13 protein-coding genes are annotated in these 14,748 nt (G+C 68.5%); all 13 read right to left on the bottom strand.

Translation table 11 applies throughout. The features are described 5' to 3' along the window. Positions 1–84 precede the first annotated feature (84 nt). The 13 genes from urtE to TSH58p_RS15020 all read right to left on the bottom strand — a co-directional run bounded on the left by urtE (position 85) and on the right by TSH58p_RS15020 (position 14,667). On the bottom strand, positions 85–780 hold the full coding sequence (gene urtE / locus TSH58p_RS15080) for an urea ABC transporter ATP-binding subunit UrtE (RefSeq protein WP_109067755.1): 696 nt from the start codon (positions 778–780) through the stop codon (positions 85–87). A gap of 160 nt (positions 781–940) precedes the next feature. Further along, positions 941–1,687 carry an urea ABC transporter ATP-binding protein UrtD gene (urtD, locus tag TSH58p_RS15075; protein ID WP_109067756.1) on the bottom strand — a complete coding sequence of 249 codons (747 nt, stop codon included), beginning with the start codon at positions 1,685–1,687 and terminating at the stop codon, positions 941–943. Between the two features lie 5 nt (positions 1,688–1,692). Then, positions 1,693–2,832, bottom strand: coding sequence for an urea ABC transporter permease subunit UrtC (urtC, locus tag TSH58p_RS15070; RefSeq protein WP_109067757.1), 1,140 nt, complete (start codon positions 2,830–2,832; stop codon positions 1,693–1,695). A 4-nt stretch (positions 2,833–2,836) separates the two neighbouring features. Beyond that, entirely contained in the window at positions 2,837–4,441 is a 1,605-nt protein-coding gene (gene urtB, locus TSH58p_RS15065) for an urea ABC transporter permease subunit UrtB (protein ID WP_109067758.1), read from the bottom strand. A gap of 191 nt (positions 4,442–4,632) precedes the next feature. After that, a complete protein-coding gene (gene urtA, locus TSH58p_RS15060) occupies positions 4,633–5,952 on the bottom strand; it encodes an urea ABC transporter substrate-binding protein (protein WP_109067759.1) in 1,320 nt (439 codons plus the stop codon). 212 nt (positions 5,953–6,164) lie between these two features. Further along, positions 6,165–7,028, bottom strand: a complete 864-nt coding sequence (locus tag TSH58p_RS15055) for a sugar phosphate isomerase/epimerase (protein ID WP_109067760.1) — start codon at positions 7,026–7,028, stop codon at positions 6,165–6,167. A gap of 156 nt (positions 7,029–7,184) precedes the next feature. After that, complete coding sequence (locus TSH58p_RS15050; protein WP_109067761.1) at positions 7,185–8,357, bottom strand: dihydrodipicolinate synthase family protein; 1,173 nt, start codon at positions 8,355–8,357, stop codon at positions 7,185–7,187. A gap of 15 nt (positions 8,358–8,372) precedes the next feature. Next, positions 8,373–9,524, bottom strand: a complete 1,152-nt coding sequence (locus TSH58p_RS15045; protein WP_109067762.1) for a Gfo/Idh/MocA family protein — start codon at positions 9,522–9,524, stop codon at positions 8,373–8,375. Between the two features lie 20 nt (positions 9,525–9,544). After that, complete coding sequence (locus TSH58p_RS15040) at positions 9,545–10,837, bottom strand: hypothetical protein (RefSeq protein ID WP_109067763.1); 1,293 nt, start codon at positions 10,835–10,837, stop codon at positions 9,545–9,547. Between the two features lie 181 nt (positions 10,838–11,018). Beyond that, the gene (locus TSH58p_RS15035) at positions 11,019–11,843 is read right to left on the bottom strand and encodes an ABC transporter ATP-binding protein (RefSeq protein ID WP_035675144.1); all 825 of its coding nucleotides are present in this window, start codon (positions 11,841–11,843) and stop codon (positions 11,019–11,021) included. Positions 11,844–11,869: 26 nt separating this feature from the next. Continuing rightward, positions 11,870–12,868: an ABC transporter substrate-binding protein gene (locus TSH58p_RS15030; protein ID WP_035675146.1), complete on the bottom strand. Its 999-nt coding sequence runs from the start codon at positions 12,866–12,868 to the stop codon at positions 11,870–11,872. A gap of 52 nt (positions 12,869–12,920) precedes the next feature. Then, positions 12,921–13,793 (bottom strand): ABC transporter permease, encoded by an 873-nt coding sequence (locus tag TSH58p_RS15025; protein WP_199230000.1) that lies wholly within the window; start codon positions 13,791–13,793, stop codon positions 12,921–12,923. Between the two features lie 157 nt (positions 13,794–13,950). Further along, positions 13,951–14,667 (bottom strand): TetR/AcrR family transcriptional regulator, encoded by a 717-nt coding sequence (locus TSH58p_RS15020; protein ID WP_109067764.1) that lies wholly within the window; start codon positions 14,665–14,667, stop codon positions 13,951–13,953. Between the last annotated feature and the right edge of the window lie 81 nt (positions 14,668–14,748).

Raw genomic sequence — 14,748 nt, 5'->3', positions numbered from 1 at the left:
GCGTTTCCGGTGCCCGCCACGGGAAGCACAGGATGGCGGAACCGAAGCTCCGCCCTCGCGAGGATGCCCCCGGAAGCAGACGAGTCAGACGGTCAGGTACCGCCGGACCTCGCTCTCCTCCAGCCCGTCGCGGCTGCCCGCCAGCATGACCTCGCCGCGTTCCATCACCGCCCAGTCGTCGGCCAGATCGCGGGCGAACTCGAAATACTGCTCGACCAGCAGGATCGCCATGGTGCCCTTGTCGCGCAGGTAGGAAATGGCCCGCCCGATGTCCTTGATGATGGAGGGCTGGATGCCCTCGGTCGGCTCGTCCAGCACCAGCAGCCGGGGCCGCGTCACCAGCGCCCGCCCGATGGCGAGCTGCTGCTGCTGCCCGCCCGACAGGTCGCCGCCGCGCCGGTCGAGCATGGACTTCAGCACCGGGAACAGCTCGAACACCTCGTCGGGGATGGAGCGGTCGGCGCGCTTCAGCGGCGCGTAGCCGGTCAGCAGGTTTTCCCGCACCGTCAGCAGCGGGAAGATCTCGCGCCCCTGCGGGACGTAGGCGATGCCGCGCCGCGCCCGCTCCGACGGGGCGAGCCTGGTGATGTCGCCGCCGTCCCAGGCGATGGTTCCGCCGGTCACCGGCTTCAGCCCGACGATGGCGCGCAGCAGCGAGGACTTGCCGACGCCGTTGCGCCCGAGCAGGCAGGTGACCTTCCCAACCTCCGCCGTCAGCGACACGCCGCGCAGCGCCTGCGCCGCACCGTAATGGAGATCGACAGACCGTATGTCGAGCATCTTTGCTTTCTCCTGAATCCCTTCTCCCCCCTGGGGAGAAGGTTAGGATGAGGGGGCGGCCGCAGGCCGGAAAAGCTCTGCAATGAGGCTGCGTTTCCGCCCTTCGGCCGCCCCCTCACCCAAACCCTTTCCCCGGAAGGGAGAGGGGAATGTGGTTCGGTCACCGGCCCAGATAGACGTCGATGACCTGCTTGTTGGCGCTCACCGTGTCGAGCGAGCCTTCGGCCAGCACCGAGCCCTCGTGCAGCACCGTGACCTTCACGCCCAGTTCGCGGACGAAGACCATGTCGTGCTCCACGACGATCACCGAATGCTTGCCGGCGATGTCCTTCAGCAGATGGGCGGTCTGTTCCGTTTCTGCGTCGGTCATGCCGGCCACCGGTTCGTCGACCAGCAGCAGCTTCGGGTCCTGGGCCAGCAGCATGCCGATCTCCAGCCACTGCTTCTCGCCGTGCGACAGGCTGCCCGCCGGGCGGTCGCGCCGCGGCGACAGGCGGGTGATGTCGAGGATCTCCTCGATCCGCGCCCGGTCCTCCCGCGTCGCCGAATAGGTCAGCGTCTTCAGAGGGCGGCGCGGCGCCTTCAGCGACAGCTCCAGATTGTCCCAGACCGTGTGCATCTCGAACACGGTGGGGCGCTGGAACTTGCGGCCGATGCCCAGGTTGGCGATGGCCGGCTCGCGCAGACTGGTCAGGTCGGTACGGCCCTCGAACAGGATGGTGCCGGTGTCGGGGCGGGTCTTTCCGGTGATGACGTCCATCATGGTCGTCTTGCCGGCGCCGTTCGGCCCGATGATCGCCCGCATCTCGCCCGGCCCGATGACCAGCGACAGGTTGTTCAGCGCCCGGAACCCGTCGAAGCTGACCGACACGCCGTCCAGATACAGCAGGGTGTCTTCCGTGCTCATGTCCCTCAGACTCCCTTCTGGTCCGCCGGCTTGGCGGTGACCGTGGCGCGCGCCGGCAGCCGGTCGCGAAGCTGCGCCGCCAGACCCAGGATGCCCTTGGGCAGGAACAGGGTGACCAGCACGAACAGGCCGCCCAGCGCGAACAGCCACAGTTCCGGCAGCGCCGCCGTGAAGTAGCTCTTGCCGAAATTCACCAGCACCGCGCCCAGCACCGGCCCGGCCAGCGTGCCGCGCCCGCCGACGGCGACCCAGATCACCGCCTCGATGCTGCTGGCGGGAGAGAATTCCGACGGGTTGATGATGCCGACCTGCGGCACGTAGAGCGCCCCCGCCACGCCGGCCATGCCGGCCGACAGCGTCCAGGCGAACAGCTTGTAGCGGTCCGTCTCGTAGCCGAGGAAGCGCACCCGGCTCTCCGCGTCGCGCACGGCGATCAGCACCTTGCCCAGCTTGGACGCCACCACGGCCGAGGCCAGGATGTAGCCGGCCGCCAGCGCCACCACCGTCGCCACGAACAGCCCGACGCGGGTCGAGGCGGCCTGGATGTCGAAGCCCAGGATCTCCTTGAAGTCGGTCAGGCCGTTGTTGCCGCCGAAACCCATGTCGTTGCGGAAGAAGGCCAGCATCAGCGCGAAGGTCAGCGCCTGCGTGATGATCGACAGGTAGACGCCGGTGACTCGCGAGCGGAAGGCGAACCAGCCGAAGGCGAAGGCGAGCAGGCCCGGCACCAGCATCACCATGATCGCGGCGAACCAGAACTGGTCGAAGCCGTGCCAGTACCAGGGCAGCTCCGTCCAGTTCAGGAAGACCATGAAGTCCGGCAGGTCGGCATTGCCGTACATGCCGCGCGAACCGATCTGCCGCATCAGGTACATGCCCATGGCGTAGCCGCCGAGCGTGAAGAAGGCGGCGTGGCCCAGCGACAGGATGCCGACGAAGCCCCAGACGAGGTCGAGCGACAGCGCCAGCAGCGCGAAGCACAGATACTTGCCGAGCAGCGCCACCGTGTGGGTGGACAGGTGCCAGGGCGAGTCCGGGGCGGTGCCCAGCGCCATCACCGGCACCGCCACGGCCAGCACCGCCAGGACGGTCAGCAGCACGCCGGCCTTCTTGTCCAGGCCCATCAGGAAGAAACGGGTCAGCATCGGATCAGGCCTCCACCGCCCGGCCCTTCAGCGCGAACAGGCCGCGCGGACGCCGTTGGATGAACAGGATGATGAAGATCAGCACCAGGATCTTGCCCAGCACCGCGCCCGCGTAGGGCTCCAGGAACTTGTTGACGCCGCCGAGCGCCAGCGCGCCGACCAGCGTGCCCCACAGGTTGCCGACACCGCCGAACACCACGACCATGAAGCTGTCGATGATGTAGCCCTGGCCCAGGTTGGGGCTGACGTTGTCGATCTGGCTCAGCGCCACCCCGGCCAGCCCGGCGATGCCGGAGCCGAGCCCGAAGGTCAGCGCGTCGACCCGCGCCGTGCGGATGCCCATGGCGTTGGCCATGCTGCGGTTCTGGGTGACGGCGCGGATGCTCAGCCCGAACCACGTCTTGCGCAGCGCCACCAGCAGCGCGCCGAAGACGAGGAAGGCGAAGACGACGATCCACAGCCGCCCGTAGGTGATGGTCAGCCCGCCCAGCTCGAAGGCTCCGGACATCCAGGACGGTGCGCCGACCTCGCGGTTCGTCGGCCCGAAGATGGAGCGCACCGCCTGCTGGAGCGCCAGCGACAGCCCCCAGGTCGCCAGCAGCGTTTCCAGCGGGCGCCCGTAGAGCCAGCGGATCACGCTGCGCTCGATGGCGACGCCGACCGCGCCGGAGACCAGGAAGGCGACCGGCAGCGCCACCAGGATGGAGAGGTCGAACAGGCCCGGCGCCCACTGGCGGAAGGCCTCCTGGACCAGGAAAGTGGCGTAGGCGCCGATCATCACCATCTCGCCATGCGCCATGTTGATGACGCCCATGACGCCGAAGGTGACGGCCAGCCCGATCGCCGCCAGCAGCAGCACCGAGCCGAGCGACAGGCCGTACCACAAATTCTGCGCCGCGCCCCACAGGGCCAGCCGCTGCTCCACCGACGCGATGGCCTTCGTCGCGGCGTCCTTCACCGCGTCGCTTCCCGTATTGGCGGCGCCGTTCAGCAGGGCCCGCGCGTCCTGGTCGCCGCGCTCCTGTAGCACCGCGACGGCGGCGACCTTGTCGGCGTCGGGCGCGTCCCCGGCCAGCAGGACGGAGGCCCGCGCCTGGGTCATCGCGCGGCGCACGCGCTCGTCGGATTCCTTGGCCAGCGCCGTGTTGAGCGCGTCCAGCGCGTTGACGTCGCGGCTCTTGAACACCGCCTCGGCGGCCTGCCGGCGCGTGTTGGCGTCGGGGCTCATCAGGGTGAGCGCGCCGAGCGTCGCGCTGATCGTGCGGCGCAGGGCGTTGTTGATGCGGATCTTCTCGACCGCGTTGCGGTCCGCCTCGCCGATGGCGGCGCCGGTCAGCGGGTCGGTCAGGGCGTAGCCGCCGCCGGCGCGCTTGGCAACGACCACGGCGCCGTCCGCCTTGCGGACGTGCAGGTCGCCGGCCTGGAGGGCCTCGATCACCGGCACGACGGCGGGATCGCCCGTCTCGGCCAGCCCGGCGAGGGCCTTTTCGGTCTCGGCGTAGCTGCCGGCGCCCAAACCGCGAACCAGCGGGGCCAGATCGGCGGCGAAGGCGGCGTGTGCGGCCAGCGCCAGAAACGCGGCCAGCAGCCAGCAGAATGCGCGGTGCATCGCGGTTCCTGTGATGTGTCGGAAGTCGTTTTTCTTGAAGAGGGCGTTGCCCCCACCCTTCCCGCTTCGCGGGCCCCTTCCCTCCCCCGCTGGGCGGGAGAGGGAGCCATAGTCCCCTCCCCCGCCCAGCGGGGGAGGGTCAGGGAGGGGGCATCACGCAGGACAGTTACCGAAAGGCGTTCAGACGGTCCTCACGACCCCTTGCCGCCGCACTTGCCGGTCTTCACGTTGAAGTTGCCGCAGGACATCGGGGCGCGCCAGTCGGAGATCAGGTCCTTGCTGTCCGGCAGGAAGTCCGACCACTCGTCGCCGGCCACGAGGCCCGGCGTCTTGGAGACGGTCTCGAACTGGCCGTTCTCCTGCACCTCGCCGATCAGCACCGGCTTGGTGATGTGGTGGTTCGGCAGCATGGCCGAATAGCCGCCGGTCAGGTTCGGCACGGCGACGCCGACGAGGCTGTCGATCACGGCGTTGCTGTCGATGGTGCCGGCCTTCTCGACCGCCTTCACCCACATGTTGAAGCCGATGTAGTGGGCCTCCATCGGATCGTTGGTGACGCGCTTGTCGTTCTTGGTGAAGGCCTGCCACTTCTTGATGAAGTCGCTGTTCTCCGCCGTGTCCACCGACATGAAGTAGTTCCAGGCGGCGAGATGCCCGACCAGCGGCTTGGTATCGATGCCGGCCAGCTCCTCCTCACCCACGGAGAAGGCGACGACCGGGATGTCCTGCGCCTTGACGCCCTGGTTGCCCAGTTCCTTGTAGAAGGGGACGTTGGCGTCGCCGTTGATGGTCGAGACGACGGCGGTCTTCTTGCCGGCGGAGCCGAACTTCTTGATGTCGGCGACGATGTTCTGCCAGTCGGCATGGCCGAACGGCGTGTAGTTGATCATGATGTCCTCGGACTTCACGCCCTTGGACTTCAGGTAGGTTTCCAGGATCTTGTTGGTCGTGCGCGGGTAGACGTAGTCGGTGCCGGCCAGCACCCAGCGCTGCACGCCTTCCTTCTCCGCCAGATAGTCGACGGCGGGGATCGCCTGCTGGTTCGGGGCGGCGCCGGTGTAGAAGACGTTGCGCGAGGACTCCTCGCCCTCATACTGCACCGGGTAGAACAGGATGCTGTTCAGCTCCTCGAACACCGGCAGGACGGACTTGCGGCTGACCGAGGTCCAGCAGCCGAACACCGCGGCCACCTTGTCCTTGCTGATCAGCTCGCGCGCCTTCTCGGCGAACAGGGGCCAGTTGGAGGCGGGATCGACGACGACCGGCTCCAGCTTCTTGCCGAGAACGCCGCCCTTCTTGTTCTGCTCTTCGATGAGCATCAGCATGACGTCCTTCAGCGTGGTCTCGCTGATCGCCATGGTGCCCGACAGGGAATGGAGGATGCCGACCTTGATGGTGTCCTGGGCCGACGCCGGGGCGGCGAAGCCCGCGGCGAACGTGACGGCAAGACCGGCGGCCGCCGCAAGGGTGCGACCGGTCTTGAAGCCCGACGTGAACCCCGACTTGAACATTGTGAATACCCCCCGTTCTTTGGTCTGGCGCCCGCCTCAGGCGCCCGGGGGTGTCCTTCGCAAATGTGATGCCACGACGCGCCGCCGAAGGGCCGGATCAGGGAATCCGCAGCGCGTCACAGCCCAGCATTCGCTTACGAATTATGCATGCCTCCGTTTAATGCTCAAATTTTGCTCATTTCTGCCGGATTGACTTGTTTTTAGGCGGCGCCTCACACCGAAGACCGATGCCGTTCGACACAGACCGACAGCACCTCATCCAAAGGTCGTGCCCACCAGCGGCGCGAGAATATTTCGACCTCGGAATAGCCCTGGAATCCCGCGGCTTCCACCCATCCACGGATCATTGGTATATCAATCATTCCGTCGCCCATCATGCCGCGATCCTCCAGCAGGTCGGCGGTCGGCACCAGCCAATCGCACACATGGAAGGCACACAGGCGGCTCCGGCCCGCCCGGCGGACCTGCGCCTCCAGTTCCGGGTCCCACCAGACGTGGTACACGTCCAACGCCACTCCCAGCGCTCCGGTTCCCTGCGGGTCCAGCCGGTCACAAAGGTCGAGCGCCTGGCCCATCGTGTTCACGCAGGCGCGGTCGGCGGCGTACATGGGGTGCAGCGGCTCGATGGCGAGCGGCATCCCGGCGCTTCGGGCGTGCTCCAGCAGTTCGGCGATGCCGTCCTCCACCTGGGCGCGGGCCAGCGCGATGTCCTTGGACGGCGGGGAGCCGGGGCGGGAGAATTGCGGCAGCCCGCCGACCACCAGCACGAGGCAGGGCGCGCCCAGCGCCACCGCCTCGTCCACCGCGCGGCGGTTGTCGTCGCGGACCTCGGCGCGGCGGTCGGGATCGGCGGGGAACATGCCGCCGCGGCAATAGCCGGACAGTTGCAGCCCCAACTCCTTCACGGCCCGCGCGGCGCGGTCCAGCCCCACCGCGGCCACCTGGTCCCGCCAAGGGGAGACGGCGCGGATGCCCTGACGGGCGCAGGCGTCGAAGATCTGCAGAAGGTCGCCCTGCTTGCGCACCGTGGCCGTGTTGATGGACAGCCAGCGATGATCGCCGGAGAAGTCGCGCATGATCTGGAATCTCCCATCATTCTCGTCCCCTCTCCCCCCTGGGGAGAGGGTCAGGGTGAGGGGGGCCCGCGATGCCTGAGCGTCCGGTCCCCCGAGAACCCCCTCACCCGGCGCCTTCGGCGCCCCCCTCTTCCCAGGGGGGAGAGGGGCTGGCGCTCACACCGCCTCGATGCCGCGCACGGCCAGGACGTCGGCCATGCGCCACACCGCCTCTTCCGGGTCGCGCAGCAGCCCGGCCTTGTCGGCCAGCCGGAAGATCTCCGCCAGATGCTGGGTGGAGCGCGTGCCCTCCTGCCCGCCGATCATCGTGAAATGGTCCTGGTGGCCGTTCAGGTAGGCCATGAAGACCACCCCGGTCTTGTAGAAGCGGGTCGGCGCCTTGAAGACGTGGCGGGACAGCGGGACGGTCGGCTCCAGAATCTCGTGGAAACGCCCCTCCTCGCCCGCCGCCAGCTCGGCGAGCGCCGCCGCCGCCGCCGGGGCGATGGCGTCGAAGATGCCCAGCAGAGCGTCGGAATGACCCTCCGCGTCGCCGGCGATCAGCTCCGCGTAGTTGAAGTCGTCGCCGGTGTACATGCGCACGCCAGGGACCAGGCGGCGGCGCATGACGATCTCCTTGTCCTTGTCGAGCAGGGAGATCTTCACCCCGTCCACCTTGGCCGCGAAGTCGTTGATGATTCCGACCGCCGTGTCGAGCGCCACCGGGAAGTCGTTGGTTCCCCAGTAACCGGCCAGCGCCGGGTCGAACATGTCGCCCAGCCAGTGGATGATCACCGGCTGGCGCACCTGGGAGAGGATGCGGCTGTAGACGCGGACATAGTCATCCGGCCCTTTGGCCACGCGGGCGAGCGCTCGGGAGGCCATCAGGATCACCCGCCCGCCGAGATCCTCGACCGCGGCGACCTGCGTCTCATAGGCGCGGATCACGTCGTCGAGCGAGCGGGCGTCCTCCGGCGCCAGATGGTCGGTGCCGGCCCCGCAGGCGATCAGCGCGTTGCCGCGCGCCTTCGCCGCGGTCAGGGAGCGCCGGATCAGATCCAGCGAGGCGTTCCAGTCCAGCCCCATGCCGCGCTGCGCGGTGTCCATCGCCTCGGCGACGCCGAAGCCGAGGTCCCACAGATGCTCGCGGAAGGCGATGGTCCGGTCCCAGTCGATGGCCGGGGTCAGCCAGGGGTCGTTGTCGGCCAGCGGATCGGCCACCATGTGCGCGGCGGCGTAGGCCACGCGGTTCAAGGGCCGGTCGGTGCGGGCGGGGAAGCCCCGCGCCGGGGCGACCTCGTAGCTTTCCAGCGAGCGGTCGGCGCGCGGCAGCTTGATGGTCAGTGCCATGGACGGAGTCTCCGGTCAGGCGGTCAGCGAGGGAACGTCGACCCAGCGACGCTCCTTCCAGCTCTTCAGCGCGGCCTCGACGAGCTGCACGCCCTTGGCGCCCTCGATCAGGCCGTGGTCGAAGGGGGCGTCCTCGACGACATGGCGGATGAAGGATTCCCACTGCGTCTTGAAGCCGTTGTCGGTCGGCTGGTTGTCGGGCACCGGCTGCCACGTCGCGTAGAAGTCCATGGTCTGCTTCTGGTCCGGGTTCCACACCGGGCGCGGCGTGCCCTGGCGCGGCTGGATCACGCAGTCGCTCAGGCCCGCGACGGCCGAGCCGTGGGTGCCGTCCACCTGGAAGGTCACCAGATCGTCGCGGTACACCCGCGTCGCCCAGGAGGAGTTGATGTGGGCGATGACGCCGCCCTCCAGCTCGAAGGTGGCATAGGCCGCGTCGTCGGCGGTGGCCTGATAGCGCTTGCCCTGCTCGTCCCAGCGTTCCGGGATGTGGATGGCGCCCAGGCAGGACACGCTCTTGACCTGCCCGAACAGGTTGTCGAGCACGTAGCGCCAGTGGCAGACCATGTCGAGGATGATGCCGCCGCCGTCCTCCTCGCGGTAGTTCCAGGAGGGGCGCTGCGCCGGCTGCCAGTCGCCCTCGAACACCCAATAGCCGAACTCGCCGCGCACCGAGAGGATCTTTCCGAAGAAACCGCTGTCGCGCAGCATCTTCAGCTTCTGCAGGCCGGGCAGGAACAGCTTGTCCTGCACGGTGCCGTTCTTCACCCCGGCCTCCTCGGCCAGCCGGACGACGCGCAGCGCCTCCTCCAGGTTGGTGGCGATGGGCTTCTCGCAATAGACGTGCTTGCCGGCGCGGATCGCCGCTTCCAGCAGCGTCGGGCGCATCTGGGTGGTGCCGGCGTCGAAGAAGATCGTGTCGTCCGGGTTCGCCAGGGCCGATTCCAGATTGTCGGTCCAGCGCTCGACGCCGTGGCGCTGGGCCAGTTCGCGGATCTTCTCGGCGTTGCGCCCGACCAGGATGGGGTCCGGCATGACGCGGGACCCGTCGGACAGCGTGACGCCGCCTTGCGCCCGGATGGCGAGGATCGACCGGATCAGGTGCTGGTTCATGCCCATGCGGCCGGTCACGCCATGCATGATGATACCAAGGCGCTTCGTGCTCATGTCGGGGACTCCCTAGGGGATTATTCGTTCTGTAGAGGGGACAGGCGGTCCCACCGGGGCTGCGCCGCGCTGGCGAAGCCGGGGACGGCCAGGGTTTCGGTCGGCAGGCTGCCGCCCGCCGTGGCGAGGCGGACAACGCCGTCCCGCCGGGTGTAGAAGCCGGGATGCGCGTCGAGGAAGGCGTCGGCCTCCGGCGCTCCGTCGAAGCCGTTTCCGTACTGGTGCCCGTTGCGCTCCGCGTCGGCGATGCCGAGCAGCGCGACCAACGCCGTGTCCTGCTGCACCGCCAGCCCGGCCTGACAGGTCAGATCCTCCGCGGCGACGAAGTGCGGTGCCCCCCAGGCGTCGCAGCGCGCCCGGTTGAGGATGGCCTTGTAGAGCCCCTTGCAGGACTTGGACGACACGCCGCGGTAGCCGGCGGCGCGGGCGCGCGGGAAGGCGTTGTAGCCGTCGTCGGACTCGTCGATGATGAAGGGGATGCGCCCGGCCGCCGCGCCCAGCGGCGCCTCCAGCGCGCGCTCCCGCGCCACCGGCTGCTCGATGTAGAGCAGGCGCCCGCGGAACCCCTCCAGCGCCGGGTCGCGCTCCAGCCCGGCCACGAAGGCGTCGAGCGCGGAGGCGTCCGCGTATTGTTCGTTGCCGTCCAGCGTGGCGCGATAGTCGCCCGCCGCCGCGTCGAGCACGCCGGCGATCGCGGCCAGCCGCGCCAGATCGGCCACCGGGTCGCCGCCCAGCTTGATCTTGAAGCGGCCCAGCCGCTCCCGCGCCAGCAGGACGCGCAGGGCCTCCGGCTCGTCGAGCAGCCCGACCGTGTGGCGAAGCGCCACGGAGGCCCGTGGCTCCAGCCCGGCGAGGAAACCGTCCAGGTCGAACCCCGCCAGATCGGGCGTCAGCCGCGCGTCGATCCCGGCGCGGTTGTCCCGCATGCCGGAGAAGAAATCGGTATCCAGAACCCGCAGCAGCCCGTCCAGCACCGCCTTGTCGATCAGCGCCGGCCCATAGGCGGCGGTCAGGTCGGGCAGCCCGGCGGCGCGGCAGGCCGCCCGTTGCGTCTCGTAAGCCGCGACATGGTGGCCGAAGGCGGTGTCGGCGCGGTCCGTCCGGTAGGCGTCGCGGGCGAGGCGCAGGGAGCGGCGCAGGCCGTCCACCGTCTCGTCCGGACTGCGGTCCGGGCGTTTGTCGAACCACTTCGGCATCATCATCTCGGCGGTGCCGCCCCACGCCTCGCCGACGCCGGCCACATGGACCAGGGCGCGGACGAAGGCTTGGGGGGCCGCCTCCACCGTCACGCTGCCGAAGCGGAAGGGCTTCACGAAGCGGACGGGGCGTTCATAAAGCTCGATGGCGCGGATGGTGAGGAGGGGTGCGATGCCCCCACCCTTCCCGCTTCGCGGGCCCCTTCCCTCCCCCGCTGGGCGGGGGAGGGACAATTCCCCTCCCCCGCCCAGCGGGGGAGGGTCAGGGTGGGGGAAGTCCTTCGCCATCACCGCCCCCTCAGTCCAGATGCCCTTGGGCGTTGAAATGCGCCCGGATGCGCTGGGTCAGCTCGATGAAGACCGGGTGGCCCATCACGTCCAGCGAGCGCGGGCGGGGCAGCGGCACCTCGTAGGTCGCGGCGATGGCGCCGGGACGCTCCGACATCACCATCACCCGGTCGGCCAGGAACACCGCCTCCGGGATGGAGTGGGTGATCAGCAGGACGGTCTTGCCCGTCTCGTGCTGGATGCGTTGCAGCTCGACGTTCATCTTCTCCCGCGTCATGGCGTCGAGCGCGCCGAACGGCTCGTCCATCAGCAGGATCTTCGGGTCGTGGACCAGCGCCCGGCACAGCGAGGCGCGCTGCTGCATGCCGCCGGAGAGCTGCCAGGGGTACTTGTTCTCGAACCCCTCCAGCCCGGTCATGCGGATCAGCGCACGGGCGCGCTCCAGGTACTTGTCGCGCGGCAGGCCGCGGACCTCGACCGGCATCATGATGTTGCGCAGCACCGTCCGCCAGGCGAGCAGCACCGGGCTCTGGAACACGATGCCCACGTCGTCGTGCGGCTCGGTCACCGTGGTGCCTTCGATGGTGATGGCGCCCTCGCTGACCGGCAGCAGGCCGGCGACCAGCTTCAGCAGCGTGGACTTGCCGCAGCCGGACGGGCCGACCACCACCAGGAACTCGCCGTCCCGCACGTCGAAGGTGATCGGGCGCAGGGACGGCACCTCCCCGTCGCGGCTGCGGTAGGTCTTGGTCACGCCGTCGATCTGGATCAGGGTCTTTTGCGACAGGCGGGCCGTTTCGGCCGATCCGACGACTTTCAACTGGGGCTGAGCCATGTCCCTGCTCTCCTGTCCGTCCGGCCTCACTGGCCCGCCGCGGCGGGATCGGGGAGGAAATCGCGGGTGTAGAAGGCCTTCGGGTTCTTCTTCGCCGCGGCGTCCAGTCCGCCGTACTCGACCAGCAGGTCCACGGTCTCGGCCATGTTGGCGTCGGTGACGCGGAAGGGCCGCTGCCCCTTGGTCTCCGCCGTGCGGTAGAGCGGCGTGGTCAGCTCGAAGCCCTCCAGCAGGGTGGCTTCCTGGCCGCCCTTGGGGTTGGCCTTGAGGATGGCGGCCACGGCCTCCTTCGGGTTCTTCTCCGCCCCCTCGACCGCCTTGGTCGTCGCGGCCATGAAGCGCTTCACGAGGTCCGGCTTGTCCTTCAGCGTCTCGGTGTGGGCGATGATGCCGGAGGAGACCATGTTGACGCCGTAGTCGGCGAAGCGGATCGGCGTCACCGACTTGCCGGTGGCGTCCTTGATCTTCATGCTCTGGTCCATGACGTAGCCCAGCAGCAGGTCCGCCTGCCCGTTGATGACGGCGTTCAGCTTGGTCTGGGCGTCGCCCGACACGACGCGGAAGTCGCTGTCCTTCAGGCCGGTCTTCTTCAGGAACAGCGGCCAGATCTGGGACATGCTGTCGCCCGGCGTCATGGCGACGGTCTTGCCCTTGATATCCTCGGGCTTGCGGATGTTCTTGTCGGTGAAGCCCATGGCCGACATCGGGCTGGTCTGGAGCAGCACGCCGGGCGAGGTGACCGGGGCGCCCTTCACCGCCGCCTTCATCATGGTCGGCACGTCGACGTAGCCGAAATCGACGGTCTTCGCGGCCACCGCCTGGGTCGTCACCGCCGACCCGCGGCCCTCCTGGATCTCCAGGTCGATGCCCTCGGCCTCGTACAGGCCCTTGTCCTTGCCGTAGTAGAAAGGGGCGTGCTCGCCATACACGTACCAGTTCAGCATCAGCACGACCTTGTCCGCGGCCTGGGCCGGAAGCGTCGTGGCCGTGAGGGCGCAGAGCGCCGCGAAGAGCGTCCGTTTCATCTCGTCTCCTCCCGAAAAGTGTCCGGCGTCGCTGTTGGTTTTGTTGTCGGCGTTACGACGTCGGGATGTAGTTGTGGCGTTGGCTCGCGTGCCAGGGGATGGCGAGCCGCTCGATCACGTCGATGACCCAGAAAAGCACCACCCCGATCAGCGCCAGCACCACCAGGGCCGCGAACATCAGGGGAAGTTCGAAGTTGCCGATGGAGCGCTGCAGGACGAAGCCGATGCCGGAATTCGCCCCGACGAACTCGCCCACCACGGCGCCCACCACGGCCAGCGTGATCGACACCTTCAGGCCGGCGAAGATGGCCGGCAGGGCGTGCGGCAGGCTGACCATGCGGAAGGTCTGAAGGCGCGTCGCCTTCATGGACTTGGCGAGGTCCATCATGTCGCCGTCCACCGACTTGAAGCCCTGCACCGCCGACACGACGATGGGGAAGAAAGCCAGCAGGAAGGCGGAGATCACCTTGGGCAGCAGCCCGAAGCCGAACCACACCACGAACAGCGGCGCGATGGCGACCTTCGGGATCGACTGCGAGAAGACCAGCAGCGGGTAGACGTAGGATTCCACCGTCTTCGACCCGGCGATCAGCATGGCGATGGGAATGCCGAACAGCACCGACAGGGCGAAGCCGCCCAGCGTCGCCAGCGTGGTCGGCACCGACGCCGCCAGAAGCTGGTCCCAGTCCGCGGCGAGCGCCAAGGCCACGTCGCCCGGTTTCGGTATCAGATAGGGCGGGATCGCGAAGATCCGCACCGACAGGTCCCACAGGACGGTCAGGACCACCAGGAACAGCACCGGCCGGAACCAGCCGGAATTGAGCAGACGCAGCAGCGAGGCACCCGCCCCAGCCTTGCGCGTCGCCGTTCCCGAAGCGGGACCGCCACGGGACGCATTCCCGTGAGCCGCCGCATCGACAGCCATCGCTCCTCCTCCCCCGGTCGTTGCGGCGCCGACGTGAGGCGCTCTTTTAACCGGCTGGTTAAAAGTAAGCCCGGCGCGGCAAGGCGGTCAACCCTGCCAAAGAGGTAGGACAGATGGTCAGGCATGCGGATTATTCATGATGAAACCACCTGCCGGATCACGCCCGCAGCGACGACAGGATCAGCTCCACCATATGGTCCAGCCGCTCCGCCTTGGCCTCCTCGGCCAGCAAGTCGCGGCCGAAGATGACCGACAGGGTGTGGACGTTGGACAGGTAGAAGTACGACTGCCCGGCGATGGAGATGTAGAGCTGCACCGGGTCCACCCCGGCCCGGAAGATCCCGGTGGCGACGCCGCGCGCCAGCACGTCGGCGATCATCTGCACGAAGGGCGAGTGCATGGCGTGCACCTTGTCGGAGGTCTTCAGCAGCTCCGCCCGGTGCAGGTTCTCGATGTTCAGCAGCGCCATGAACTCGGGATGGTCCAGGAAATACTGCCAGGTGAAATGGATCAGCCGGGCGATCGCCGCGGGCGGGTCCAGAGTCTCCAGGCTCAGCGTGCGTTCGGTGGCGCGGATGTGCGCGTAGGCGCCCTCCAGCACCGCCAGATACAGGCTCTCCTTGTTGCCGACATGGTAGTAGAGCATGCGCTTGTTGGTGCCGGCGACCTCGGCGATCCGCTCCACGCGGGCGCCGCCCAGCCCGTAACGCGCGAACTCCTCCGTCGCGGCGGCGAGGATGCGGGCGCGGGTGCCCTCCGGGTCTCGGGTGACCTTCGCGGGTTTGCCCGGCTTGGCCGGGACGGATTTATCTCCGACAGACTTGGCCGGCTTGGTCGCGGAAACGGTCTTCTTCGGGTCGGTCAGCGTGTCCATCCAGGCCGGTCCTCGCATGGCGCGGCCGGAGGGCGAGCCGCAATGCGTTCCAATGTGGAGCATATCAGCCGAAACGGAAAG

It is taken from the genome of Azospirillum sp. TSH58, assembly GCF_003119115.1.
Classification (GTDB): domain Bacteria; phylum Pseudomonadota; class Alphaproteobacteria; order Azospirillales; family Azospirillaceae; genus Azospirillum.
Note: the sequence above shows the minus strand (reverse complement) of the source record. Positions and strands in the feature narration are given on the sequence as shown.

Excerpts from the sequence above, each read along its gene's own strand:
- urtE (WP_109067755.1), bottom strand. The coding sequence starts at position 780 with ATGCTCGACATACGGTCTGTCGATCTCCATTACGGTGCGGCGCAGGCG.
- urtD (WP_109067756.1), bottom strand. The coding sequence starts at position 1,687 with ATGAGCACGGAAGACACCCTGCTGTATCTGGACGGCGTGTCGGTCAGC.
- urtC (WP_109067757.1), bottom strand. The coding sequence starts at position 2,832 with ATGCTGACCCGTTTCTTCCTGATGGGCCTGGACAAGAAGGCCGGCGTG.
- urtB (WP_109067758.1), bottom strand. The coding sequence starts at position 4,441 with ATGCACCGCGCATTCTGCTGGCTGCTGGCCGCGTTTCTGGCGCTGGCC.
- urtA (WP_109067759.1), bottom strand. The coding sequence starts at position 5,952 with ATGTTCAAGTCGGGGTTCACGTCGGGCTTCAAGACCGGTCGCACCCTT.
- TSH58p_RS15055 (WP_109067760.1), bottom strand. The coding sequence starts at position 7,028 with ATGCGCGACTTCTCCGGCGATCATCGCTGGCTGTCCATCAACACGGCC.
- TSH58p_RS15050 (WP_109067761.1), bottom strand. The coding sequence starts at position 8,357 with ATGGCACTGACCATCAAGCTGCCGCGCGCCGACCGCTCGCTGGAAAGC.
- TSH58p_RS15045 (WP_109067762.1), bottom strand. The coding sequence starts at position 9,524 with ATGAGCACGAAGCGCCTTGGTATCATCATGCATGGCGTGACCGGCCGC.
- TSH58p_RS15035 (WP_035675144.1), bottom strand. The coding sequence starts at position 11,843 with ATGGCTCAGCCCCAGTTGAAAGTCGTCGGATCGGCCGAAACGGCCCGC.
- TSH58p_RS15030 (WP_035675146.1), bottom strand. The coding sequence starts at position 12,868 with ATGAAACGGACGCTCTTCGCGGCGCTCTGCGCCCTCACGGCCACGACG.
- TSH58p_RS15025 (WP_199230000.1), bottom strand. The coding sequence starts at position 13,793 with ATGGCTGTCGATGCGGCGGCTCACGGGAATGCGTCCCGTGGCGGTCCC.
- TSH58p_RS15020 (WP_109067764.1), bottom strand. The coding sequence starts at position 14,667 with ATGGACACGCTGACCGACCCGAAGAAGACCGTTTCCGCGACCAAGCCG.